The organism is Ruegeria sp. AD2(2025) (assembly GCF_056542385.1).
Window position 1 is genome coordinate 391,802 of the sequence record NZ_JBQFZS010000003.1, and the last position, 22,109, is coordinate 413,910.

Sequence of the window (22,109 nt, forward strand, 5' to 3'; positions counted from 1 at the left end):
GCAAAATGGCATCATTGAACGCGCGCAACCGCGATCCGTTACTGGACAGCACCACTCAGGCTGCGATCGAGCGGCGCAGCAAGGAACTGATCGGGATCGCTCTGATCCTGTTGGGGTTGGCTTCTGCCGCGATGGTCTGGTCCTATACGCCGGACGATCCGAACTGGATGGTGTCGACCGACGCCGCGGTACAGAACTGGATGGGCCGCGTAGGTGCCTCGATCGCCGCGCCGTTGTTCATGATTGTGGGTTGGGGCAGCTTCGGAGTGGCGCTGGTGCTGGCCACATGGGGTGTGCGTTTCGCTGGTCATTTCGGTGAGGACCGTGCGATTGCCCGCCTGATTTTCGCCCCGATCTGGATTGCCGTTTTGGCGGTTTATGCCGCGACCTTGGTGCCCGGAACCGAGTGGCGGGCCACGCATAGTTATGGGCTGGGTGGCCTGTTTGGCGACACTGTGATGGGGGCATTGCTGACGCTGCTGCCGATCTCGTCGCATTTTCTGGTCAAGCTGATGTCGCTGGCCATGGCGGTGGGCATGCTGGCGCTGGGCGTGTTTGTGCTGGGCTTTACCAAAGCGGATGTGCGCAAGGGGTTCCGCGCCTTCCTGCTGGGTCTTGTCATGGCCTATGATCTGTTGATGAACGCTTTGGGCCGGGGTGCTTCGGCGACCGCGCAGGCCGCGCGGGATCGTCGGGCGCAATGGGCTGAACGCCGTGCCGAACGCGATGTGCCGCTGCAGGCCGCGTTCGAGGACGATCTGGCCTATGCCGATCCGGTTCTCGAAGACCCGGAACTGGATGTGCCCGAACCCGAGGCCAAGCCGGGCTTTCTGGCAGGTGTGACCTCGCTGATCCGCCGTCCTGACCCGATGCCCGAGCCTGAACTGATCGATCCCGTCGCGGTTGAGGGCTACTATGACATGCCCAAAGAGGATCGCATCCGGTCCAAGATCTCGGCCGCCGTGCGCAACCGCAAGGTCGCCGCCGGTGAGATGGCCCCCGAACCTGATCCGAACCTGCCGCTGACCAAGGGGCGCGGACGTGGGCCTGACCCGTTGATCCTGAATGCGGGCGCGGCAGATGAGTTGCCGCCAGAGCCCCCCGTGAGCTCGTCGATGCTGCCGTCCGAGCCGCCGCTGACCGCGAGCTCCCAAGCGGATTGGCAGATGCAGCAGGACTATGTGGCGGAGCCTGATTATGCCGAGCCTGAATATGACGACGAGGCTGTGTTCGAGGAGCCTGCCCCGCAGCCGCGTCAGGCCGTGAAAATCCCCGTTGCCGAGCCGCGCAAACCGGTTGTTGCTCAGCCCGTGCGCCGCGCACCTCCGCCGTCGCGCCGTGCACAGGCCGAGGCGCAGCCCGCGCTATCGTTCGAGGATAAGCACTCCGACTTTGAACTGCCCCCGCTGGGTCTGCTGTCCAACCCGGCCAGCATTCAGCGCCATCATCTGAGCGATGAGGCGTTGGAAGAAAACGCGCGGATGCTGGAAAACGTGCTGGACGACTACGGCGTGAAGGGCGAGATCGTCAGCGTCCGCCCCGGCCCCGTCGTCACCATGTATGAACTGGAACCAGCACCGGGTCTGAAGGCCAGCCGCGTGATCGGTCTGGCCGACGATATCGCGCGGTCCATGTCAGCGCTCTCGGCGCGGGTTTCGACCCTACCGGGCCGCTCGGTCATCGGCATCGAACTGCCCAACGAAAATCGCGAGATGGTAGTGCTGCGCGAAATCCTCGCCAGCCGCGATTTTGGGGATGGCAACCATGCGCTGCCGCTGGCGCTGGGTAAGGATATCGGGGGCGAGTCCGTTGTGGCGAACCTGGCCAAGATGCCTCACCTGCTGATCGCGGGTACGACCGGCTCGGGTAAGTCGGTGGCGATCAACACGATGATCCTGTCGCTGCTGTATAAGCTGACGCCGGATGAATGCCGCCTGATCATGATCGACCCCAAAATGCTGGAGCTGTCCGTCTATGACGGCATCCCCCATCTACTCTCGCCTGTTGTGACCGACCCGAAAAAGGCGGTTGTCGCTTTGAAATGGGTCGTGGGCGAGATGGAGGATCGCTATCGCAAGATGTCAAAAATGGGCGTGCGCAACATCGCGGGCTACAATGGCCGCGTGAAAGATGCGCTGGCCAAGGGCGAGATGTTCAGCCGCACGGTCCAGACCGGGTTTGACGATGAAACCGGCGAGCCGATGTTCGAGACGGAAGAGTTCGCACCCGAGTCGATGCCTTACATCGTCGTCATCGTTGATGAGATGGCCGACCTGATGATGGTCGCGGGCAAGGAAATCGAAGCCTGCATCCAGCGTCTGGCGCAGATGGCCCGCGCCTCGGGTATTCACCTGATCATGGCCACACAGCGCCCCTCGGTCGATGTGATCACCGGCACGATCAAGGCGAACTTCCCGACCCGGATCTCGTTCCAGGTGACCTCGAAGGTCGATAGCCGCACCATCTTGGGCGAGATGGGTGCCGAACAACTGCTGGGGCAGGGTGACATGCTGTACATGGCGGGTGGCGCCAAGATTACCCGTTGCCACGGGCCCTTTGTGTCTGACGAAGAGGTCGAAGAAATCGTCAACCACCTCAAACAGTTCGGCCCCCCCGACTACATGAGCGGCGTGGTCGATGGCCCGGCTGAGGAAAAGGCCGATAATATCGACGCCGTTCTGGGCCTGAATACGGGTGGCAACACCAACGGCGAAGACGCGCTGTATGATCAGGCGGTGGCGATTGTGATCAAGGATCGCAAATGCTCGACCTCATACATTCAGCGGAAACTTGCCATCGGCTATAACAAAGCTGCGCGTCTGGTTGAGCAGATGGAAGAGGAAGGTGTTGTTTCCGGGGCAAATCACGTGGGTAAGCGCGAAATCCTCGTCCCCGAGCAATAGGATATTTAATAACAAGGGCAGAGCGACTATCTGGGTCTCATGAAACAGATTGCTTTTGCCCTTGCTCTCACACTGGCCGCGCCTGCCGCTTGGGCGGCTGAGAAGCTGCCGTTGTCGCAGATATCCAACTATCTGAACCAGTTGAAAACAGTTCAGACCACGTTCACGCAGGTGAATGATGACGGCTCGCTGAGCACCGGAAAGCTGTGGCTACAGCGACCGGGCAAAATGCGGTTTGAATACGATCCGCCCAATGATGCGGTGGTGCTGGCGCGGGCCGGAACCGTGCAGATATTCGACCCCAAATCGAACCAACCGCCCGAGCAATACCCGCTGCGGCGCACACCTCTGTCGCTGGTGCTGGCGCGGAATGTGAACCTGTCGCAGGCCAATATGGTTGTGGGGCATGATTTTGACGGCACCGCGACTGTGGTGACCGCGCAGGACCCGAAGAACCCCGAAAGCGGGCGGATCGAGCTGATGTTTACCGCCGACCCGGTCGAGCTGCGCAAATGGGTGATCCACGATAATGCGGGCAGTCAGACGACCGTGTTGCTGGGCCCGCTGACCGAGGGAGGTAACCTCGATCAGAACGTGTTTTCCAGCAAAGCCCGTATCGGGTCAGCCAATCGCTGACCCGACAAGATCAGTAGCGGCAGTTGGCCAGCTGCGCCTGATAAAGCTGCGCGCGCGCGTCCACATCACTTGCCACGTTCAGCAGCCATGATTTGCTGTTGTAGCTGCCGCGTGCGAACCCGGTATGGCCCTCATGATAAGCTAGGTACTGGTTGCGCGTGTCCGCAGGGTGAATACCGTTGCGTTCGTAGCTTTTGTTCATGTACCAGCCGATGAAATCCGACGCATCGCGGATGCGATCCCGCTTGGCGCGGCGTTTGCCGGTTTCGCGCTGATATTCTTCCCATGTGCCATCCAGCGCCTGACCATAGCCATAGGCGCTGCTCTGGCGGCCCATCGGAATAACGCCCAGCACGTATTTATGCGGGGTGCGCGCATCGTGACGATAGCGGCTCTCCTGATAGATCGTTGCCATCTGAACGTGGACCGGAACGCCCCATTTCCGTTCGGTGCTTTTGAAGGCCTTGATGTAATCGGGTTTTTCGCGCGCAATGCTGCACGCGTCATTCAGTCTGCTGGGTGGTTGCTTTGACCCCCCACCACAGGATGCCAAAAGCAGCACCCCGAAGAGTACGATAAGAATTCTGCTCATGTGCCTCGTGCCTTTTTTCTTTATTCTAACGCAGATTGAGCGCTGAGGAAATCACAATCGTTACAGAATAATAGCAAGAATTAGAGGCAAAGCGGCCACCGACAGCACGGTCGAGACCATGACCATGCCCGCAACCGCGTCGGCATCCGCGTCGAACCGTTCAGCCAGCAGGTACGAGGTGACCGCGACGGGTGAACAGATTTGCACAACCATGACGCCAAACGCTACGGGTCCAAGCCCGAACCCGATGGCAAGGACCCAACCCAATCCGAAACAAACCGCCAGTTTCAGCAGGGACAGCCAGATCGCCTGCTGCAGTTTCTGGGTGGTCAGCCGGGCGATCGCGACGCCAACGGTGATCAGCATCATCGGGATTGCCATCTGCCCCAGCAGGTCCAGCGTGTTGGTCAGAAACAGGGGCGTCTGCCACCCTTGCCACAGGAACAGGGCCCCCAACAGGGTGGCCCAGACCATCGGCTCGCGCAGGACCTTGCCAAAGGCCCCGCGCCCGGCGACCAGATAGATGCCGTAAGTGAATGAGAACAGGGCCGTCACAGCCAGAAAAACCACCGCATAACCCAGCCCGGCCTGCCCAAAGGCAAACAGGCACAGAGGCAGGCCCAGATTGCCGGTGTTGCCGAAGATCAGCGGGGCCAGATAGGTGCGCTGTTCCAGCCCGGTGATGCGCACAAAGATCCAGAACACGGCGGCCAGCGCCACATGCGCCGCAATTGCTGCAATCGTGAAAAGCGTTAGCTCTCCGCCCGGAATGTCGGTCTGCATCAGCGCGACGAAAATCAGGCTGGGCACCGCCAGCGTCACCGCAAGGCGGGTAACGAACTCTAGCCGGTATTCGAAACCCAGCTTCACCCAGGCGAAGCCGATGCCTGAGAGCAGGAACACCGGGGCCACGATTTCGAACACTGTCAGTAGGAGGTTCACAGACTGTTTCCCCGAATTTCAGCTCAATGATTGGCTTTTTCGCCCGAAAAGATGTACTAACCTCTTTGGGGGCTGAAACAATGTTAAAGACACAAGCCAAGTACCGTTTGGGACAGGTGGTTCGACACCGACGACATCCTTTTCGAGGGGTGATTTTTGATGTCGATCCGGAATTTTCGAACTCTGAGGAATGGTATCAGGCCATCCCCGAAGACAGCCGACCGCTGAAGGATCAGCCGTTCTATCACCTGCTGGCTGAGAACGATCAATCCTTCTATGTCGCTTATGTTTCAGAACAAAATCTGGTTGAGGATCAATCTGGCGAGCCCGTCGATCATCCCGACATTCCCAATATGTTCGGCCCGTTTCAGGACGGGTCCTATCCGCTGCATTTCCAGTTGAACTGATTTCCGCCGCGTGATCGCGGCATTCAATACCCAAGGGCGCACCCATCTTTACGCGGATCGCTTGCCCCTTCCAAAACGCCGGTGTCAGAGATTCGAATAGCTTGCGCTCCACCCAGGGGTGTTTCCGGTGTCTCAATAGTGTGGCCAAGATCGATCAATTGTTGCTTAACCGCATCAGAATAGCCGCGCTCCAGTTTCAGCACCCCGTTATCGGCGAAGGCCCGCGGCGCATCGACTGCCGCCTGCAGGCCCATGTCGAAGTCTAGCAGGTTTGAAACCAGCCTTGCGTGCCCGGTCGGCTGATAGGCACCGCCCATCACGCCAAAGGGCATCCGCACCCGGCCGTCCTGACGCAACATGCCCGGGATGATCGTGTGCATCGGTCGCTTGCCACCGCCCAGCTCGTTCGGATGCCCGGGCTCCAGCGTGAACCCTGCACCGCGGTTCTGCAGCAGGATGCCGAACTTGTCGGACGCGATGCCCGAGCCGAACCCGTGATAGATCGAATAGATCAACGACACGGCCATGCGATCCCGGTCGACCACGGTGATATAGACGGTGTCCTTATGCACGTTTTCCGTCAGCGGCGCGGCGGCGGGCAGGGCGCGGTCCGGTCTGATCAGCGCGGCAAGCTTCGTCGCCGTTTCGGGGGCCAGGAAATGCTCCATCCGGTGGCTGTGATCGGGGTCGGCGATGAACCGGTTGCGCGCGTCATAGGCAAGCCTGGTGGCCTCGGCTTCGATATGGACGCGTTCGGCCCCGTAGGGGTCCATCTGGCCCAGATCGAAATGCTTCAGAATGTTCAGCAGAAGGATCGCGGTGGCCCCCTGACCGTTTGGCGGATGTTCGATCAGTTCGATGCCCTGATAATCGCCGCTGACCGGTGTGGTTTCATCACTCTGAACGGCTTCGAAATCCTGCATCTCATGCACACCGCCAAGGCGGGTCAGCGCGATCAGCATGTCTTCGGCTATCTCGCCGGAATAAAAGGCCTCGCGCCCGTGGCGGGCGATGCGGCGCAGCACCTCGGCTTGCCGCGGGGATCGGAACATCTGACCGACCTGCAGCGGCTTGCCGTCGGCCAGATAATGGTCGCGGGCCGCGCCCTGCAGGGTATCTGCCCCGTTTTTCCAGTCGAGCGCGACGCGGGGGGCAACCGGGACCCCGGCATCGGCATAGTGAATGGCCGGTTGCAGCAGCACATCCAGCCCCAACCGCCCCTCGGTCTGGGCCAGTCGGCAAAAGGCATCGACCGCGCCGGGCAGCGTTACCGCATCTGGGCTGTTCAGAGGCATCGCCTCAAGACCCCGATCCCGCAGGCTTTGCGCATCGGCACCCGCCGCTGCACGACCCGACCCGTTCAGCGCGCGAATATCCTCGTCACCCGCACGATTGTATAAAACGAAACAGTCGCCCCCCAGACCGGTCATCTGCGGCTCGCAAATTCCCAGCAGCACCGCCCCGGCGATCGCGGCATCCATCGCGTTGCCGCCTTTTTGCAGAATATCCAGCGCCGTCTTGGCCGCCAGCGGATGAGACGTCGCGCACATGCCCTCGGTCGCAAGAACTTCGGACCGGCCCGGTCTGTGCAAGTCGCGCATGGCATTCCCCTTTGTCATGAACAGGCAGACAGTAAGCCGCCGCAAGGGATTGTCCAATGTTTTCAGGAAGGGGGAGGTCCTCGGCGCCATTCACTGGGTGGGGGCTGTGACGTAAGGCGCCGAGGGAAGCTATCTGAGCTACCCTTTCTTTCTGACCTTCATTTGCGGCGCGACAATGGTTCGATCTGGGCGTTATTGTGACCATTTGGTGCCTACTGTGGCGGTTCCGAAAAGTCGAACCGCAGGCACAGAAGGTTGCAACCGTCTTGCCGCTCATACCGAATGTCGCTGACCAACTGGCCGATCAGAGACCAGCCAAACCCGCCCTCTGGCAGGTCGTTCAGGTCCGGGCTCGGTGGCGCAGGTGCCTCTTCTGGCACCCGCAGATCCGGCATCGGCCGCCCGGTGTCATGGATTCGGATCATCAGCTTACTCTGGCACAGGCGGCAATCGATCCGGATGTCAGCGGCGGCGGTTCCGGCATAAGCATGTTCCACCACATTATTGATCGCTTCGGCCAGTGCGATCTTGACATCGTCGGATTTCTCAACCGGCAGACCCAGCGCCGCGAGCCGGTCGCTCAGCGCCACGATACCGGCGCTGGCGCTTGCTGCGGTTGCGGGAAAGCTCAGTTCCAGACAATCATGCTCGTTCTTCGGGGCCACGCCGGTTCACTCCTGCCGGTTAACGGCCCGTATCGGCAATGGCATCGTCCAACGAGGCGAACAGGCGAAAGACCGTATCCATCCGCGTCAGCCGGAACACCTTTTCGACGATCGGATGCAGCCCGGCCAGATCCAGACGCCGCCCGTCGCCCAGCTGTTTCATCGAGGCCACGATGGCCCCCAGGCCGCTGGAATCAATAAACTCGACCGAGGTCAGATCCAGCACGACCCGCGGCGCGCCGGTCTGGGTTTCGGCGCGCATATCGTCCTTGAACTGTATCGCCATCGCTGCGTCGATCCGGTCGCAATGAACCGAGATCACCTGCGTATCCCCTGTCGTGCTGCTGCTCAGCCCCATGCTCAATCGCTCCTCGCATTGAAACAAAGTCGTAGAAATACGCTAGACGGCAATTCTTACCATTCGGTATCCAAGGGCAGAGAAATACAAGGAGCCGTCAGATGAAAGAAGTTGTGATCGCAGGGGCCGCCCGCACGCCGATGGGTGGGTTTCAGGGCATGTTCGACGGTGTCGAGGCGGCTCAGCTTGGCGGTGCCGCGATTCGTGCCGCCATGCAGGGGGCCGGGGTGCAGACCGTTGACGAGGTGCTGATGGGCTGCGTCCTGCCCGCAGGGCAGGGTCAGGCCCCCGCCCGTCAGGCCGGTTTTGCCGCCGGTCTGGGCGAAGAGGTGCCCGCCACCACGCTGAACAAGATGTGCGGTTCGGGGATGAAGGCGGCGATGATGGGCTTCGACCAGATCGCGCTGGGTCATGCCGCTACGATGGTTGCGGGTGGGATGGAGAGCATGACGAATGCCCCCTATCTGCTGCCGAAAATGCGTGGCGGTGCGCGCATCGGCCATGGGCAGGTCATCGACCATATGTTTCTGGACGGTCTCGAGGACGCCTATGACAAAGGCCGCCTGATGGGCACCTTCGCCGAGGATTGCGCCGAGGCCTACCAGTTCACGCGCGAGGCACAGGACGAATACGCGCTGCAATCGCTGTCAAACGCTCTGGCCGCGCAGGACGGGGCCGCCTTTGAACACGAGATCACGCCGGTCACGGTCCGGACCCGCAAGGGTGAGGTTGTGCTGGACGCAGACGAGCAGCCCAAATCCGCCCGACCCGACAAGATCCCCACGCTGAAACCGGCCTTCCGCAAGGATGGAACCGTGACGGCGGCAAATTCCTCGTCGATCTCGGACGGGGCGGCGGCTCTGGTTCTGGCCTCTGCCGATGCGGCCGAGGCGCAGGGCCTCACCGTTCGCGCCCGCATCCTGGGCCATGCCAGCCACGCGCAGGCCCCGGGCCTGTTCACCACCGCCCCGGTCCCGGCGGCGCAGAAGCTGCTGGCCCGCATCGGCTGGACCAAAGACGATGTCGATCTGTGGGAGGTCAACGAGGCCTTTGCGGTCGTGCCCATGGCCTTCATGCACGAGATGGGCCTGCCCCGCGACAAGGTCAACGTCAACGGCGGGGCCTGCGCGCTGGGCCACCCCATCGGCGCATCAGGCGCACGGATCATGGTGACGCTGCTGAACGCCTTGGAAAAACGAAACCTCAAACGCGGTGTTGCGGCCATCTGCATCGGCGGCGGCGAAGGCACCGCCATCGCCATCGAACGCGTTTGACCCTTCATCTTTTTCCAAATACTCCGGGGGTGAGTTGAGCCAACGGCTCAAGAGGGGGCAGCGCCCCCCTGATCCCTACCAACCCAAAAAGCACTGCCATGACCGTAGATTACGACACGCTTGCCAAGACCATCGCCGCCCTGACCGACGGCGAAACCGACCCGATCGCGCTGATGGCCACCGTCACCTGCGAGGTGCACCACGCCGATGACCGCTTTGACTGGACCGGCTTCTACCGGGTGACAGAGCCCGGGCTGCTCAAGATCGGGCCGTATCAGGGCGGGCATGGCTGTCTGGTCATTCCCTTCAACCGGGGCGTCTGCGGGGCTGCGGCCCGCACCGGGCAGGTGCAACTTGTACCAGACGTAGAGGCCTTTCCGGACCACATCGCCTGCGCCACGTCGACCCGGTCGGAACTGGTTCTGCCGGTGCGGGATGCCACAGGGCAGGTGATTGCGGTCTTCGATATCGACAGCGATCAGCCAGATGCTTTCACCGAGCGGGATGCCCGGCAGTTGGACGAGATTCTGACACGGGTTTTTGGCGGCTAAGAAGGTATCGCTGAACGCTTGCTGCGGCGTCGCATGGCGCGCGGCCGCCGGTGACCGTTGTTACGGCCAGAAAAACGGTCCGTGCGCCGCCAGCAAGGCACACCCGCCGATCTGTGCGCTTGCGATGACAAACAGCCAGAGCCCAAATCCCCGTTTGCGGGTCTTGTGATCGAAAATCCAGCGCCCCAGCACCGCGCCGGGACTGCCGCCAAGGGCCGCCAACCACAACAGTCGCCGCTCCGGCACCCGGCGCTTTCGGCGTCGCGCGCGCAGCTTGTCCCAGCCAAAGGCCAGCAAAGTCAGAGCGTTGAGCGCCCAGAGATAGATCACCGCAATCCACATGCCATCTGCATATCCAAGATGAATCACGCCCCCAAGTGAAAAAACCCTTGGAGATTTCATCGATTCGCGCCATCGTGAAAAATACGATAATATTTTCACGAGAGTCGATGTGAACAGCCAGGCCCCCTATAGCGCCACCCTCGGTGCCGATATCCGCGCCCTGCGCAAGGCGCGCGGGCTGACGCTGTCGGACATCGCGGCCCGGCTGGATCGGTCGGTGGGTTGGCTCAGCCAGGTCGAGCGCGACCTCTCCGACCCCTCGATTTCGGACCTCAAGCAGATATCGGACTGTCTGGGTGTGCCGATGTCGATGCTGTTCGGCCATTCCGCCGCCCCCGCCGCCGAGCAGGGCTATGTGGTGCGTGCCGGCTCGCGCCGGCCGATGGGTTCCGGCGATGAAGGGCTGATCGAAGAGTTGCTCTCGCCCGATCTGACCGATGATTTTGAGGTGGTGCATTCCACGTTTCAGCCCGGGTCTCGTCTGAAAACGCCAACCAAACGGCCCACGCAGGAACTGGGCTATATGCTGTCCGGCAAGCTGGACCTGACGATTGGCGACAGGTCCTTTACCGTTGGCCCCGGTGACAGCTTTCGCATCCGGCATGAAACCCATCACTGGGCCAACCCCTATGACGCGCCAGCCGTGGCCGTCTGGGTCATCGCCCCACCGGTGTATTGATGAGCATTGAGGCATGGACCCTGTTCGCCGTGTTTTGGGTGGTGTTCGTCACCACACCGGGGCCGAATGCGGTCAACTGCATCTCGAACGGCATGAGCCTGCCCTTGTCCAAGGCGATGCTGGGCGTTCTGGCCATCCTGACGCAAGCCAGCGCCTTCCTGATCCTGTCTGCGCTGGGGGTGACGGCGTTGATTGCGGCCTCTCCCACCGGGTTTTTCATCGCAAAGCTGATCGGGGCCGGGTTTCTGATCTGGATGGGTGTCCGCGGCTGGATGAATGCCAGCAAACCCGCACCGGCCTCGGAACGCCCGGCGCGGCATGTTTATCTGCACGCGCTGGCCGTTGCCACGATCAATCCCAAAAGCGTCGCGGGATATCTGGCCGCCTTTTCGCAATTCGTTCAGCCGGACGTGCCGATCTGGCAGCAGATGACCGTGATCATGCCGACCGCACTGGCCATCACCACGCTCAGCTATTCGGGCTTTACGCTGCTGGGGGCGCTGATGGGCAAGGCAGCGCTGGGCGCTGTGTTCAACATCTGGGTCCGCCGCGTCATGGCGGCCTGTTTCATCATCTACGGCGTGTTGCTGGGCACCAGCACCGCGCCCGCAACTCGGGGGTAAGACATGCATACCGGTTCCTGCCTGTGCGGCTCGGTCGCCTATGAGATCGACGGAGACCTGACCCAGCCCGCCGCCTGCCACTGTGGCCAGTGCCGCAGGCAGTCGGGGCACCTCTGGGCCTCGTCCGTCACGCATCAGGACAACCTGAGCTTCACCGCCAGCGAGACGCTGAGCTGGTTCCGTGCGTCGGACATTGCCCGGCGCGGCTTTTGCAACGCCTGCGGTTCGTTCCTGTTTTGGCAGCATAATGATGAGGACACGATTGCCGTCTCGGCCGGGTCGCTGGACGAACCCACGGGGCTGAAGCTGGCCCAGCATATCTTTGTGGCCGACAAGGGCGACTACTACGACATCAAGGACGACCTGCCCCAGCGGGCAGATTGACGGGGGATCAGACGCATGAGTGACTTTCCAACCAAGGCCCGCGTGGTCATCATCGGCGGCGGCGTTGTGGGCTGTTCGTCCCTGTATCATCTGGCCAAGAAGGGCTGGACCGAATGCGTTCTGCTGGAAAAGAACGAACTGACCGCCGGGTCCACATGGCACGCGGCAGGGAATGTGCCGACCTTTTCGACCTCATGGGCGATCATGAACATGCAGCGCTATTCGACCGAGCTGTATGCGCGGCTGGCGGATGAGGTCGACTATCCGATGAACTACCATGTCTCGGGCTCGATCCGACTGGCCCATAGTGCCGAGCGGATGCAGGAGTTTCAGCGCGCCTGCTCCATGGGCCGCTATCAGGGCATCGCGATGGAGATGTGGACGCCGGAGGAGGCCAAGGAACGCTACCCCTTCCTAGAAACCCACGACCTTGAAGGCGTGCTGTATGATCCGACCGATGGCGATATCGACCCGGCGCAGTTGACGCAGGCGCTGGCCAAGGGTGCGCGCGATCTGGGGCAGAAGATCATCCGTTTTTGCCCGGCCACCGGTGTGACCCAGCACGACGATGGGACATGGACCGTCCATACGGAAAAGGGCGACATTGCCTGTGATTATGTGGTCAACGCCGCCGGATACTATGCGCAGCGCGTGGGCGAATGGTTCAAGCCCTATGGCGGACGCACCGTGCCAGCGATGGTGATGAGCCATCAATACCTGCTGACCGATGAGATCCCCGAAGTCGAAGCGTGGAGCAAGGAAAACGGTGGCAAGCTACCTCTGCTGCGCGACGTGGATGTGTCTTATTACCTGCGGCAGGAAAAGAACGGCTTCAACCTTGGCCCCTATGAGCCCAACTGCAGGGGTCACTGGATGACCGAGGACGATCCGATGCCCGAGGATTTTTCGTTCCAACTCTGGAACGACGATCTGGACCGCATCGAGGACATCGTCACCGACGCGATGGAACGTGTGCCGCTGATGGCAACCTCGGGCGTGGGGCGCGTGATCAACGGGCCGATCCCTTACGCGCCGGACGGGTTGCCTCTGATCGGGCTGATGCCGGGTGTGAGGAATGCGTTCGAAGCCCACACTTTCACCTTCGGCATTGCGCAGGGCGGCGGGGCTGGCAAGGTGCTGGCCGAATGGATCGTCGATGGCGCGACTGAATGGGATATGTGGGCGGTCGATCCGCGCCGTTACACCGATTACACCGATCAGGATTACTGCAACCAGAAGGGCATGGAGGTCTATGGCAACGAATACGCCATGCACTTCCCCCACCACGAATGGCCTGCTGCGCGGGATAAGAAGCTGTCTCCTGTGCATGACAAGATTAAGGCGCTGGGTGGTGTCATGGGCGCCTATAACGGCTGGGAACGCGCCAACTGGTTTGCGCAGCCGGGCGATGATACCTCGGTGGATGCAACGCACACATGGGGCCGGTCCGGCCCGTGGGAGCAGCGAATCAGGGAAGAATGCGAGGCGGTGCGCGACGCGTGCGGCGTGCTCGACCTGCCGGGGTTTTCGCGTTTCATGGTTCAGGGCGCAGGCGCGGCCGAGGCTCTGCGCGGGCTGATCACCGGTGGTCTGCCCAAGGTGGGCCGGATCAATCTGGTCTATATCTCGGACGACCGGGGCCGCATCCTGACCGAGATGTCCTGCCTGCGTCTGGGCGAGGATGAATTCGTCATGATCACCGCCGCCACCGCGCAATGGCATGACCGAGACATCCTGCAGGCCGCCATGCCCGCCGGTGTCAGCGTTCAGGACGTCACCACCACCCGCGACACGCTGATCGTCACCGGCCCGAAATCGCGGGGCATCCTGTCGGGGCTGACGAATGCCGACCTGTCTTCGGGTTGGCTCACGCATCAATCCGCCACCGTCGCCGGGCACCCCGCCCACCTGATCCGCGTGTCCTTCGCTGGGGAACTGGGTTGGGAGGTTCACGCCCTTAACGACGACATGCCCGCGATCTATGACGCGATTATCGACGCCGGGGCGAAACCGTTTGGCATGTACGCGCTGAACTCCTTGCGCATCGAAAAGGGCTATCGCGCGTGGAAGGGCGACTTGTCGACCGATTACTCTCTGCTCGAGGGAGGGCTGGAGCGGTTCGTCAAACTGGACAAGCCGCAGGATTTCCCGGGCAAGGCCGCGATCTTGGTCGAAAAGCAGCAGGGCGTGAAGAAATCCTTCGTCACCCTTACCGTGGACGCCGGTGATTGCGACGCGCCCTATATGTCCTGTATCTGGCAAAATGGCGAGATCGTGGGCGAGACGACCTCGGGCGCGTGGGGCTATCGCGTGGGCAAATCCATCGCGCTGGGCATGATCAGGGCGGAACTGGCCCAGCCGGGTACCGCGCTTGAGGTCGAGATCTACGGCCAGAAATACCCCGCCACGGTGCAAGAGGATCAACCCCTGTGGGATCCGGCCAACGCGCGGCTGCGGGCCTGAGTCATGGCTGCCGGGCGCGTCATGCAGGGCGTCTATCTGACCCGCCACGGCGGGCCGGATGCGCTGGAATGGTGCGACGATATCCCCGTGCCGCAACCCGGCCCCGGTCAGGTTCTGGTGCGCGTGGCCGCAGCCGGAGTGAACAACACCGACATCAACACGCGCATCGGCTGGTACTCCCCTGACGTGACCGGCGCGACCGATGCGGTTGATCAGGATGTGGCGGCGGGTGGCTGGGGCGGAGCGTTGGCCTTTCCGCGCATTCAGGGCGGCGACCTGTGCGGGATTGTCGAAACAGCCGGGCTTGAGACCGGTTTCGCACCGGGCCAGCGCGTGACCTGTCCGATCAACCTGCCGCGTCCGCGCCCCGGCAATCCGCGCGGGTTTATCGCGCTGGGGTCCGAGATTGACGGGGCCTTTGCGCAATACTGCCTGCTGGATGCGGATGATCTCTATGACGTGACGGCCTCGCCGCTGTCGGATGAGGAAATCGCCGCCATCCCCTGCGCCTTTGGCACCGCCGAGAACCTGCTGACCCGCGCGGACGTGACCGCAGGGCACAAGGTTCTGATCACAGGCGCGTCGGGCGGCGTGGGTCTGGCCGCCGTCCAACTGGCCACCCTGCGCGGCGCGGCGGTCTGCGGCGTCACTGGGGCGGCCAAGGCTGACGTGGTGATGGCACAGGGTGCGGTCGCGACCTATGATCGGGAGGCCCCGCTGCCACCCGACACGTTTGACGCGGTGATTGACGTGGTGGGCGGCCCAGTGTGGCCCGACCTGATCCGAGCGCTCAAGCCCGGTGGGCATTACGCCGTGTCCGGGGCCATTGCGGGGCCGATCGTCAGCGCCGATCTGCGCGACATCTACCTGCGCGACATCACGATCCACGGCTGCACCCATCAGCCGCCCGAGGTCTTTGGCCGCCTTGTCACCCTGATAAACGAAGGCCGGATCAGACCTCTGATCTCGGGCACCTTTCCGCTGCGCGACATCGCCCGCGCGCAAGAGGTGTTTCAGTCGAAAACCCTGCCTGGAAAACTGGTTCTGATACCCTGAGGAGACGACCTGATGGCGGATATCACACTTCTGGACGGCTCAGTCGGGCAGGAACTGGTCAAGCGCAGCGATCAGCGGCCAACCGCGCTGTGGTCAACGCGGGTGATGATGGACCGGCCCGATCTGGTGGGGCAGGTGCACGCCGACTACTTCCGGGCCGGTGCCACCGTGGCCACGACCAACACCTACGCCGTGCACCGCTCGCGTCTGGTCCGCGAGGGGATCGAGGATCAGCTGAACCCGCTGATCGCCGCGGCCCTGACGCAGGCCGAGCAGGCGCGGGCGGGAACGACGGGCCGCATCGCCGGGGCGCTTGGGCCGCTTCTGGCCTCGTACCGCCCGGACCTGAACCCCGACCCCGAGGAGGCCGCCGCGAAGTTCGCCGAACTGGTCGGCATGATGGCCGACCGCGTCGACCTGTTCCTGATCGAAACGGTCTCATCCCTGCAAGAGGCCGACGGTGCGCTGCGCGGCACCCGAGACTGCGGCAAGCCGGTCTGGCTGGCCCTGTCGGTGATGGATGACGATGGCACCCGGTTGCGCTCGGGCGAGGCGGTGGGCGATGTCGCGCCGCTGATCGCACGGTTCGCGCCGAACGCCGTGCTCATCAACTGCTCGCGTCCCGAGGCGATCCCGGCGGCGCTGGACATCATCGCGACCTTTGGGTTGCCTTACGGGGCCTATGCCAACGGCTTCACCGGCATTTCCGACGGTTTCCTGCAGGATGCACCGACCGTCGACGCGTTGCAGCAACGCCATGACCTGACGCCCGAGGCCTATGCAAGCCACGCGATGGGGTGGGTCGAACACGGGGCAACAATCGTCGGCGGCTGCTGCGAGGTCGGCCCCGAGCATATCGAAACCCTCGCCCGGCAGCTTCGGGCTGCGGGGCACCGGATCGTCTGAGCGCATATCATGAAACACCGGAGATATCAGCATGGTTGACCTTCCCTCCAAGGCCCGCGTGGTCATCATCGGCGGCGGCGTGATTGGCTGCTCGGTCGCCTATCACCTGACCAAGAAGGGCTGGACCGATGTGGTACTGCTGGAGCGTAAGCAGCTGACCAGCGGCACGACCTGGCACGCCGCAGGTCTGATCGGACAATTGCGCGCCTCGTCGAACATGACCAAGCTGGCGCGCTATTCGGCCGAGCTCTATCTGGGACTGGAAGAAGAGACCGGAGTGGCCACGGGGCTGCGCCAGGTCGGATCGATTTCGGTCGCGCTGACCAGCGAGCGTCTGGAAGAGCTTCATAGAAACGCCGCGATGGCCCGTGCCTTCGGTGTGCCGGTCGAGGAACTGTCACCTGCCGAGGTAAAAGAGCGCTACGCGCATATCAACCTTGAGGGTGTGACGGGCGGTGTCTGGTTGCCAACGGACGGGCAGGGCGATCCGGCGAATATCGCGCTGGCCTTGGCCAAGGGCGCTCGCCAACGTGGTGCGGTCGTGCGCGAGCGGGTCAAGGTCTCGGGTATCGCCAGATCGGGCCGTCGTGTGACAGGCGTGGATTGGGTCTCGGACGATGGCAGCGCCCGTGGTCATATCGACTGTGACATGGTGGTGAACTGCGCGGGCATGTGGGGGCATGAGGTCGGCCGGATGGCGGGCGTGAACGTCCCCCTGCACGCCTGCGAACATTTTTATATCGTGACCGAAGGCATCGATGGGCTGGGCCAGATGCCCGTGTTGCGGGTGCCCGACGAATGCGCCTATTACAAAGAGGATGCGGGTAAAATCCTGCTGGGCGCGTTTGAGCCCAACGCCAAGCCCTGGGCGATGAACGGTATCCCCGACAGTTTCGAATTCGACCAGCTGCCCGAGGATTTCGACCATTTTGAGCCGATCCTCGAAGCGGCCTGCAACCGGATGCCGATGTTGGCCGAGGCGGGGATTCATACCTTCTTCAACGGCCCCGAAAGCTTTACGCCCGACGATGCCTATCACCTTGGCCTTGCGCCCGAGATGGACAATGTCTGGGTCGCCGCCGGTTTCAACTCGATCGGCATCCAATCCGCCGGAGGGGCGGGCATGGCGTTGGCCGAATGGATGGATGCAGGCGAGAAGCCGTTCGATCTGGGCGATGTGGACATCGCGCGGATGCAGCCGTTTCAGGGCAACAAGCAATACCTGTTTGAACGGTCGAAAGAGACGTTGGGCCTGCTCTACGCCGACCACTACCCGTACCGGCAGAAAGCCACCGCCCGCAGTGTGCGCCGGACGCCGTTCCACCATCACCTGCAGGAGCACGGTGCGGTCTTTGGCGAACTCGCGGGCTGGGAACGGGCCAACTGGTTTGCCGAACCGGGGCAGCCGCGTGAGTATAGCTATAGTTGGAAGCGCCAGAACTGGTTCGAAAACACGGCGGCGGAACACCGCGCGGTGCGGGAAAACGTCGGCATGTACGATATGTCCTCATTCGGCAAAATCCGGGTCGAAGGGCCGGATGCGCAGGCGTTTCTGAACTATGTCGGCGGCGGGGATTTCGCGGTGCCGGTGGGCAAGATCGTCTATAGCCAGTTCCTCAACCGCGCAGGCGGGATCGAGGCCGACGTAACCGTCACCCGCTTATCCGAGATCGCCTATCTGGTCGTCACCCCCGCCGCGACACGTCTGGCGGACCAGACCTGGATGCAGCGGCACGTGGGTGATTTCCGCGTTGTCCTCACCGATGTGACGACTGCCGAAGGCGTTCTGGCCGTCATGGGCCCGAACGCGAGGACTCTGCTACAGAACGTGTCGCCCAACGATTTCTCGAATGCGGTGAACCCGTTCGGAACCGCGCAGGAAATCGAGATCGGCATGGGGCTGGCCCGCGCCCATCGTGTGACCTATGTGGGCGAGCTGGGGTGGGAGATCTACGTCTCGTCCGACATGGCAGGCCACGTGTTCGAAACGCTGTATGCGGCAGGGCAGGACATGGGGCTGAAGCTGTGTGGAATGCACATGATGGACAGCTGCCGGATCGAGAAAGGGTTTCGCCATTTCGGCCATGACATCACCTGCGAGGACCATGTGATCGACGCGGGTTTGGGCTTTGCGGTCAAGGTCGATAAAGACTGTGATTTCATCGGACGCGACGCGGTGATCGCGCGCAAACAGAGTGGCCCCCAGAGTCGTCTGGTGCAGTTCCGTCTGACCGAACCCGAGCCGCTGCTGTATCACAACGAACCGATTGTGCGGGACGGGGAGTATGTCGGCTATCTCAGTTCCGGCAACTATGGGCACACGCTGGGTGGTGCGATTGGCATGGGCTATGTCCCGTGCGCTGGTGAAACGGCGGCCAGTGTTTTGGCGTCCACCTACGAGATTGATCTGTGTGGCGTCAAAGTGCGCGCCGAGGCCTCATTGAAGCCGATGTATGACCCGAAATCCGAACGGGTTAAAATCTGAGAGCAAAGTATGGGGGCTCTGCCCCCGCCGCGGCAAGCCGCGACTCCCCCGGGATATTTAGAGCCAGGTGAAGCAGGGGATCCACTCTTCACCTGGCCAAAAAATATCCCGGAGCGCGAGGCAGAGCCTCGCAAAGAGTCGGCTGATCGTCATGGGTAGGCTGGTTTTTGAAGTATCAGGAATCGTGATGGCTGATGTCACAGAATAAGAGGTTTGTCAGTGCGCAACATTGCCTTAGACAGAGGCGCTGCCCTTGGAGAAGCCCATGACTGCGCGCGACATTGCTGATCGGAATACGGATTCACCCAAGGGGTTGGCTCTTGCTGTGACGGCCTATGTGCTGTGGGGGTTCCTTCCGCTTTACATGAAAACCATGGCGCATATCGGACCGGTCGAGGTCGTGGCGCATCGCGTCATTTGGTCGGTGCCGGTGGCGGGGCTGTTGCTGATTGCGTTGGGGCGGACTGCTGATTTGAGGACAGCGTTGCGCAATCTGCGGATGCTGGGGATGGCAGCGCTGACTGCGGCGCTGATCTCGGTGAACTGGGCGATTTATGTCTGGGCGATTTCTTCCGGCAACGCTTTGGATGCGGCGCTTGGGTATTACATCAATCCGCTGTTCAGCATTGCTTTGGGTGCGGTTCTTCTGCGCGAGCCTTTAACCAAAACGCAGATGCTGGCCGTTGGTTTGGCTGCCTTGGGCGTTCTGGTGCTGGTGGTTCAGGCAGGGAGCTTGCCGTGGGCTGCGCTGGGGTTGATGGTGAGTTGGGGGTTTTATGCCTTCTTCAAACGCTCGCTTCCGATCGGGCCCAATCAGGGTTTTCTGCTCGAAGTTCTGATCCTGCTGGTTCCCGCACTGACCTATGTGACGTGGCTGGGGACAACTGGCTCGGGGCATTTCGGTGTCGCGATGTCCGATACCATGTTGCTGGCTGGTGCGGGTATTGTGACTGCGGTGCCCCTGCTGGTCTATGCAAACGGGGCCAAGCTGGTGCGGCTGTCAACGATGGGCATCCTGCAATACATCGCGCCGACGATGATATTCATCACTGCCGTCACCTTGTTCGGTGAGAAGATCGACAGCGCAAGAATGATTGCTTTCCCTCTGATCTGGGCTGGGCTGGTGGTCTATTCGATCCCGATGATCCGGCAGATCCGGTCTCAGGCCTGAAGGATCAGTCGGGCGGCTTCATCAGCCCAAAGCGCGTAGGTTTTGGGACTGGGGTGATAGCCATCCGGGGCCGCGAGCGCTGGGTCATCCGGCAAATCCAGCGTCAGATGCCGGGCTTGTGGGAAGCGGCTTGCAACCTGCTGTAACCCTTGGTCCAGCCGCTTGGCCTGTCGGCCCAGCACCCAGGCCAGTGGTTGAGGCAAGGCGGGGAAGCGGTTCATCTGCGGCACGCCGGTCACGATCACTTTGCGCGCGCCGAAGCTATCGGTCAGCAGGGTCAGCAGCTCTGCCTGCTGCGCCGCGAATTGCCGGGCTGAGACCGCGCGTGTGACGTCATTCACACCGAGTGCTGTGACGACAGCATCAAACTCCATGTCCAGTTTTTGCAGCCGATCAAGCGTGTCCCGCGTCGTGTGCCCGGTGGTGGCCTCTAGCCGCCATTCGACGGAATTGTGTTTTGCCAGCCGGCGGACCAGATGACCCGACAGCGCTTGGTGCTGCGTGCCCGCTCCGACCCCGGCGGCCGAGCTGTCACCGGCGATCAACAGGCGTAGGCGGGGGCCACGGCCTTCACGCCCCTCGCGTGGGCCAATGGGTTCGGGCAGGACTCGCGCGTTGCGGCGCACCGTCAGGCCTTGCAGGGCCAGAACGGGCAGCAGGGGGACGCGAACAAGTTGATCGGCAGCGATTGGCATGGTCAGTTCAGTGCGTCCTTGAACTGCAGGAAACGGGCATCGTTCATGACGCGGGCCATCATGGCCTCGCGCAGGGCTCCGATGGTCTTATAAGGGCGCATGACCACTTCGAATTCCTGAATCAGACCGTCTTCGTTCAGCAGGATCAGATCGACACCCACCGCATCCAGCTCACCCACCTTGCATTGGAATTCCAATGCCCAGTCGTTGCCCTCACCCATCACACGCCGATAACGGAAATCCGAGAACACCTGACCCACATGGCCCAGCACCGCGGCAACCGGGGCGCGCCCGGTCCATGTGCTGTAGTAGGTCGGGGGTGAAAACCGCACGTCCTCGGCCAGCAGGTCTTGGATCAGGCTTTCATCGCCTTTGGCAACAACCTCTTGCATACGTTGGATCGTGGGATGCATGTGTCCTCCTGTCTGTTGGGGCAACAGTTGCTGAACCCGGCCGCATCAGGCAAGGACGACGTTGCGGGAGGTTGCGGGCTGCGATAGGCAGGCGCGCATGAGCGAGACCTATGATCCCCCGCAGACGCCTCTGGACGTTCTGTATGAAGACACGCAGCTGATCGTGTTGAACAAACCCTCGGGGCTGCTGTCGGTGCCGGGGCGGGGTGCGCATCTGGCCGATTGCCTGCTGACACGGGTGCAGGCGGCATTTCCGCAGGCGCTGCTGGTGCATCGGCTGGATCGGGATACATCGGGCGTCATGGTCTTTGCCCAGACGCCCCATGCGCAGCGGCATCTGGGGTTGCAGTTCGAGAACCGTCAGACCCGCAAAACTTACGTTGCCCGTGTCTGGGGGCGGCTGGAGGACAAGACCGGCACGGTTGATCTGCCACTGATCGTCGACTGGCCCAATCGCCCGCGGCAGATGGTGTGCCATGAGACGGGCAAACCCGCCGTCACCGATTGGCGCGTGGTGAAGTACGAGGGTGAGACGACGCGTGTAAGACTGTTTCCCAAAACCGGGCGCTCGCATCAGTTGCGCGTGCATATGCTGGCGCTGGGCCATCCTATTCTGGGTGACCCGTTTTATGCCGAGGGCGCGGCGCGGGACTTTCCGCGCCTGATGCTGCATTCGGAAGAACTGCGCCTGAAGAACCCCGAAGGGGGTGTTGCGATGAAATTCCGCGCCAAGGCGGATTTCTAGGCGGTTCGGGTCCAAAACACCTTCAGATTGCCCAGCGAGAACCGCCGGGCGCGCCGTTTTGGGGCGCGGGGCTGACGTGCAGCCATGATCTCGCGCTCGATCTCGAACCCGCGCAGATGGTGGTCTTGTGCCCAGCGGTCCAGTTTCAGGGTCATCAGAACGTGATGGTCTTGGCTTGGCATGATGGGCCTCCTTTCGGTTGAGACCAGAATTGCCGA

Annotated in this window: 23 protein-coding genes; 14 read left to right on the forward strand and 9 right to left on the reverse strand. The window is 62.1% G+C overall.

Annotated elements, in window-relative coordinates; translation table 11 throughout:
• Positions 1-5: 5 nt before the first annotated feature.
• A complete protein-coding gene (locus ACR1XV_RS09400; RefSeq protein ID WP_480530582.1) occupies positions 6-2,903 on the forward strand; it encodes a DNA translocase FtsK in 2,898 nt (965 codons plus the stop codon).
• Between the two features lie 39 nt (positions 2,904-2,942).
• Positions 2,943-3,539: a LolA family protein gene (locus ACR1XV_RS09405; protein ID WP_480530584.1), complete on the forward strand. Its 597-nt coding sequence runs from the start codon at positions 2,943-2,945 to the stop codon at positions 3,537-3,539.
• A 10-nt stretch (positions 3,540-3,549) separates the two neighbouring features.
• On the opposite strand, the gene ACR1XV_RS09410 is transcribed toward ACR1XV_RS09405, so the two are convergent.
• Together ACR1XV_RS09410 and ACR1XV_RS09415 are read right to left on the reverse strand one after the other, a co-directional pair.
• Complete coding sequence (locus ACR1XV_RS09410; protein WP_480530586.1) at positions 3,550-4,131, reverse strand: transglycosylase SLT domain-containing protein; 582 nt, start codon at positions 4,129-4,131, stop codon at positions 3,550-3,552.
• Between the two features lie 60 nt (positions 4,132-4,191).
• Positions 4,192-5,073 carry an AEC family transporter gene (locus ACR1XV_RS09415; RefSeq protein WP_480530588.1) on the reverse strand — a complete coding sequence of 294 codons (882 nt, stop codon included), beginning with the start codon at positions 5,071-5,073 and terminating at the stop codon, positions 4,192-4,194.
• Between the two features lie 80 nt (positions 5,074-5,153).
• Between ACR1XV_RS09415 and hspQ the strand changes: the two genes are divergently transcribed.
• Positions 5,154-5,480, forward strand: a complete 327-nt coding sequence (gene hspQ, locus ACR1XV_RS09420) for a heat shock protein HspQ (RefSeq protein ID WP_170398818.1) — start codon at positions 5,154-5,156, stop codon at positions 5,478-5,480.
• Positions 5,481-5,503: 23 nt separating this feature from the next.
• On the opposite strand, the gene ggt is transcribed toward hspQ, so the two are convergent.
• The 3 genes from ggt to ACR1XV_RS09435 all read right to left on the reverse strand — a co-directional run bounded on the left by ggt (position 5,504) and on the right by ACR1XV_RS09435 (position 8,104).
• Positions 5,504-7,081, reverse strand: coding sequence for a gamma-glutamyltransferase (gene ggt / locus ACR1XV_RS09425; protein ID WP_480530590.1), 1,578 nt, complete (start codon positions 7,079-7,081; stop codon positions 5,504-5,506).
• Between the two features lie 212 nt (positions 7,082-7,293).
• Positions 7,294-7,746, reverse strand: a complete 453-nt coding sequence (locus ACR1XV_RS09430) for an ATP-binding protein (RefSeq protein WP_480530592.1) — start codon at positions 7,744-7,746, stop codon at positions 7,294-7,296.
• Positions 7,747-7,765: 19 nt separating this feature from the next.
• Entirely contained in the window at positions 7,766-8,104 is a 339-nt protein-coding gene (locus tag ACR1XV_RS09435; RefSeq protein ID WP_480530594.1) for an STAS domain-containing protein, read from the reverse strand.
• A gap of 101 nt (positions 8,105-8,205) precedes the next feature.
• On the opposite strand from ACR1XV_RS09435, the gene ACR1XV_RS09440 reads away from it, so the two are divergent.
• Positions 8,206-9,378, forward strand: coding sequence for a thiolase family protein (locus ACR1XV_RS09440; RefSeq protein ID WP_480530596.1), 1,173 nt, complete (start codon positions 8,206-8,208; stop codon positions 9,376-9,378).
• A 98-nt stretch (positions 9,379-9,476) separates the two neighbouring features.
• Positions 9,477-9,929, forward strand: coding sequence for a GAF domain-containing protein (locus ACR1XV_RS09445; protein WP_480530598.1), 453 nt, complete (start codon positions 9,477-9,479; stop codon positions 9,927-9,929).
• Positions 9,930-9,989: 60 nt separating this feature from the next.
• Here ACR1XV_RS09445 and ACR1XV_RS09450 read toward each other — a convergent pair whose 3' ends face one another.
• Entirely contained in the window at positions 9,990-10,298 is a 309-nt protein-coding gene (locus ACR1XV_RS09450) for a DUF1294 domain-containing protein (RefSeq protein ID WP_480530600.1), read from the reverse strand.
• Positions 10,299-10,380: 82 nt separating this feature from the next.
• Here ACR1XV_RS09450 and ACR1XV_RS09455 point away from each other — a divergent pair, with 82 nt between their 5' ends.
• From ACR1XV_RS09455 to rarD, 8 genes are all read left to right on the forward strand, one after another.
• Complete coding sequence (locus ACR1XV_RS09455) at positions 10,381-10,950, forward strand: helix-turn-helix domain-containing protein (protein WP_480530601.1); 570 nt, start codon at positions 10,381-10,383, stop codon at positions 10,948-10,950.
• Positions 10,950-11,573, forward strand: coding sequence for a LysE family translocator (locus tag ACR1XV_RS09460; protein WP_480530603.1), 624 nt, complete (start codon positions 10,950-10,952; stop codon positions 11,571-11,573). The genes ACR1XV_RS09455 and ACR1XV_RS09460 overlap by 1 nt, the downstream gene beginning before the upstream one ends.
• Positions 11,574-11,576: 3 nt before the next feature.
• On the forward strand, positions 11,577-11,957 hold the full coding sequence (locus tag ACR1XV_RS09465) for a GFA family protein (protein ID WP_480530604.1): 381 nt from the start codon (positions 11,577-11,579) through the stop codon (positions 11,955-11,957).
• Positions 11,958-11,972: 15 nt separating this feature from the next.
• Positions 11,973-14,420 carry a GcvT family protein gene (locus tag ACR1XV_RS09470; RefSeq protein WP_480530605.1) on the forward strand — a complete coding sequence of 816 codons (2,448 nt, stop codon included), beginning with the start codon at positions 11,973-11,975 and terminating at the stop codon, positions 14,418-14,420.
• A 3-nt stretch (positions 14,421-14,423) separates the two neighbouring features.
• Complete coding sequence (locus ACR1XV_RS09475; RefSeq protein ID WP_480530606.1) at positions 14,424-15,476, forward strand: zinc-binding dehydrogenase; 1,053 nt, start codon at positions 14,424-14,426, stop codon at positions 15,474-15,476.
• Positions 15,477-15,488: 12 nt separating this feature from the next.
• Complete coding sequence (locus ACR1XV_RS09480; RefSeq protein ID WP_480530608.1) at positions 15,489-16,382, forward strand: homocysteine S-methyltransferase family protein; 894 nt, start codon at positions 15,489-15,491, stop codon at positions 16,380-16,382.
• A gap of 31 nt (positions 16,383-16,413) precedes the next feature.
• On the forward strand, positions 16,414-18,867 hold the full coding sequence (locus tag ACR1XV_RS09485; protein ID WP_480530610.1) for a GcvT family protein: 2,454 nt from the start codon (positions 16,414-16,416) through the stop codon (positions 18,865-18,867).
• 265 nt (positions 18,868-19,132) lie between these two features.
• Positions 19,133-20,038 (forward strand): EamA family transporter RarD, encoded by a 906-nt coding sequence (rarD, locus tag ACR1XV_RS09490; RefSeq protein WP_480530612.1) that lies wholly within the window; start codon positions 19,133-19,135, stop codon positions 20,036-20,038.
• Here the strand turns inward: rarD and ACR1XV_RS09495 are convergent.
• Entirely contained in the window at positions 20,029-20,733 is a 705-nt protein-coding gene (locus ACR1XV_RS09495) for an SGNH/GDSL hydrolase family protein (RefSeq protein WP_480530614.1), read from the reverse strand. The genes rarD and ACR1XV_RS09495 overlap by 10 nt on opposite strands.
• A gap of 2 nt (positions 20,734-20,735) precedes the next feature.
• The gene (locus tag ACR1XV_RS09500) at positions 20,736-21,146 is read right to left on the reverse strand and encodes a nuclear transport factor 2 family protein (RefSeq protein WP_480530616.1); all 411 of its coding nucleotides are present in this window, start codon (positions 21,144-21,146) and stop codon (positions 20,736-20,738) included.
• Between the two features lie 97 nt (positions 21,147-21,243).
• Between ACR1XV_RS09500 and ACR1XV_RS09505 the strand changes: the two genes are divergently transcribed.
• The gene (locus ACR1XV_RS09505; RefSeq protein ID WP_480530618.1) at positions 21,244-21,891 is read left to right on the forward strand and encodes an RluA family pseudouridine synthase; all 648 of its coding nucleotides are present in this window, start codon (positions 21,244-21,246) and stop codon (positions 21,889-21,891) included.
• Here the strand turns inward: ACR1XV_RS09505 and ACR1XV_RS09510 are convergent.
• Positions 21,888-22,073, reverse strand: a complete 186-nt coding sequence (locus ACR1XV_RS09510; RefSeq protein WP_480530620.1) for a hypothetical protein — start codon at positions 22,071-22,073, stop codon at positions 21,888-21,890. The genes ACR1XV_RS09505 and ACR1XV_RS09510 overlap by 4 nt on opposite strands.
• Positions 22,074-22,109: the final 36 nt, after the last annotated feature.

Bases quoted from the DNA above. Each gene is read 5' to 3' on its own strand.
- ACR1XV_RS09400 (WP_480530582.1), top strand. From the start codon at position 6: ATGGCATCATTGAACGCGCGCAACCGCGATCCGTTACTGGACAGCACC.
- ACR1XV_RS09405 (WP_480530584.1), top strand. From the start codon at position 2,943: ATGAAACAGATTGCTTTTGCCCTTGCTCTCACACTGGCCGCGCCTGCC.
- ACR1XV_RS09410 (WP_480530586.1), bottom strand. From the start codon at position 4,131: ATGAGCAGAATTCTTATCGTACTCTTCGGGGTGCTGCTTTTGGCATCC.
- hspQ (WP_170398818.1), top strand. From the start codon at position 5,154: ATGTTAAAGACACAAGCCAAGTACCGTTTGGGACAGGTGGTTCGACAC.
- ggt (WP_480530590.1), bottom strand. From the start codon at position 7,081: ATGCGCGACTTGCACAGACCGGGCCGGTCCGAAGTTCTTGCGACCGAG.
- ACR1XV_RS09435 (WP_480530594.1), bottom strand. From the start codon at position 8,104: ATGGGGCTGAGCAGCAGCACGACAGGGGATACGCAGGTGATCTCGGTT.
- ACR1XV_RS09440 (WP_480530596.1), top strand. From the start codon at position 8,206: ATGAAAGAAGTTGTGATCGCAGGGGCCGCCCGCACGCCGATGGGTGGG.
- ACR1XV_RS09445 (WP_480530598.1), top strand. From the start codon at position 9,477: ATGACCGTAGATTACGACACGCTTGCCAAGACCATCGCCGCCCTGACC.
- ACR1XV_RS09460 (WP_480530603.1), top strand. From the start codon at position 10,950: ATGAGCATTGAGGCATGGACCCTGTTCGCCGTGTTTTGGGTGGTGTTC.
- ACR1XV_RS09465 (WP_480530604.1), top strand. From the start codon at position 11,577: ATGCATACCGGTTCCTGCCTGTGCGGCTCGGTCGCCTATGAGATCGAC.
- ACR1XV_RS09470 (WP_480530605.1), top strand. From the start codon at position 11,973: ATGAGTGACTTTCCAACCAAGGCCCGCGTGGTCATCATCGGCGGCGGC.
- ACR1XV_RS09475 (WP_480530606.1), top strand. From the start codon at position 14,424: ATGGCTGCCGGGCGCGTCATGCAGGGCGTCTATCTGACCCGCCACGGC.
- ACR1XV_RS09480 (WP_480530608.1), top strand. From the start codon at position 15,489: ATGGCGGATATCACACTTCTGGACGGCTCAGTCGGGCAGGAACTGGTC.
- ACR1XV_RS09485 (WP_480530610.1), top strand. From the start codon at position 16,414: ATGGTTGACCTTCCCTCCAAGGCCCGCGTGGTCATCATCGGCGGCGGC.
- rarD (WP_480530612.1), top strand. From the start codon at position 19,133: ATGACTGCGCGCGACATTGCTGATCGGAATACGGATTCACCCAAGGGG.
- ACR1XV_RS09495 (WP_480530614.1), bottom strand. From the start codon at position 20,733: ATGCCAATCGCTGCCGATCAACTTGTTCGCGTCCCCCTGCTGCCCGTT.
- ACR1XV_RS09500 (WP_480530616.1), bottom strand. From the start codon at position 21,146: ATGCATCCCACGATCCAACGTATGCAAGAGGTTGTTGCCAAAGGCGAT.
- ACR1XV_RS09505 (WP_480530618.1), top strand. From the start codon at position 21,244: ATGAGCGAGACCTATGATCCCCCGCAGACGCCTCTGGACGTTCTGTAT.
- ACR1XV_RS09510 (WP_480530620.1), bottom strand. From the start codon at position 22,073: ATGCCAAGCCAAGACCATCACGTTCTGATGACCCTGAAACTGGACCGC.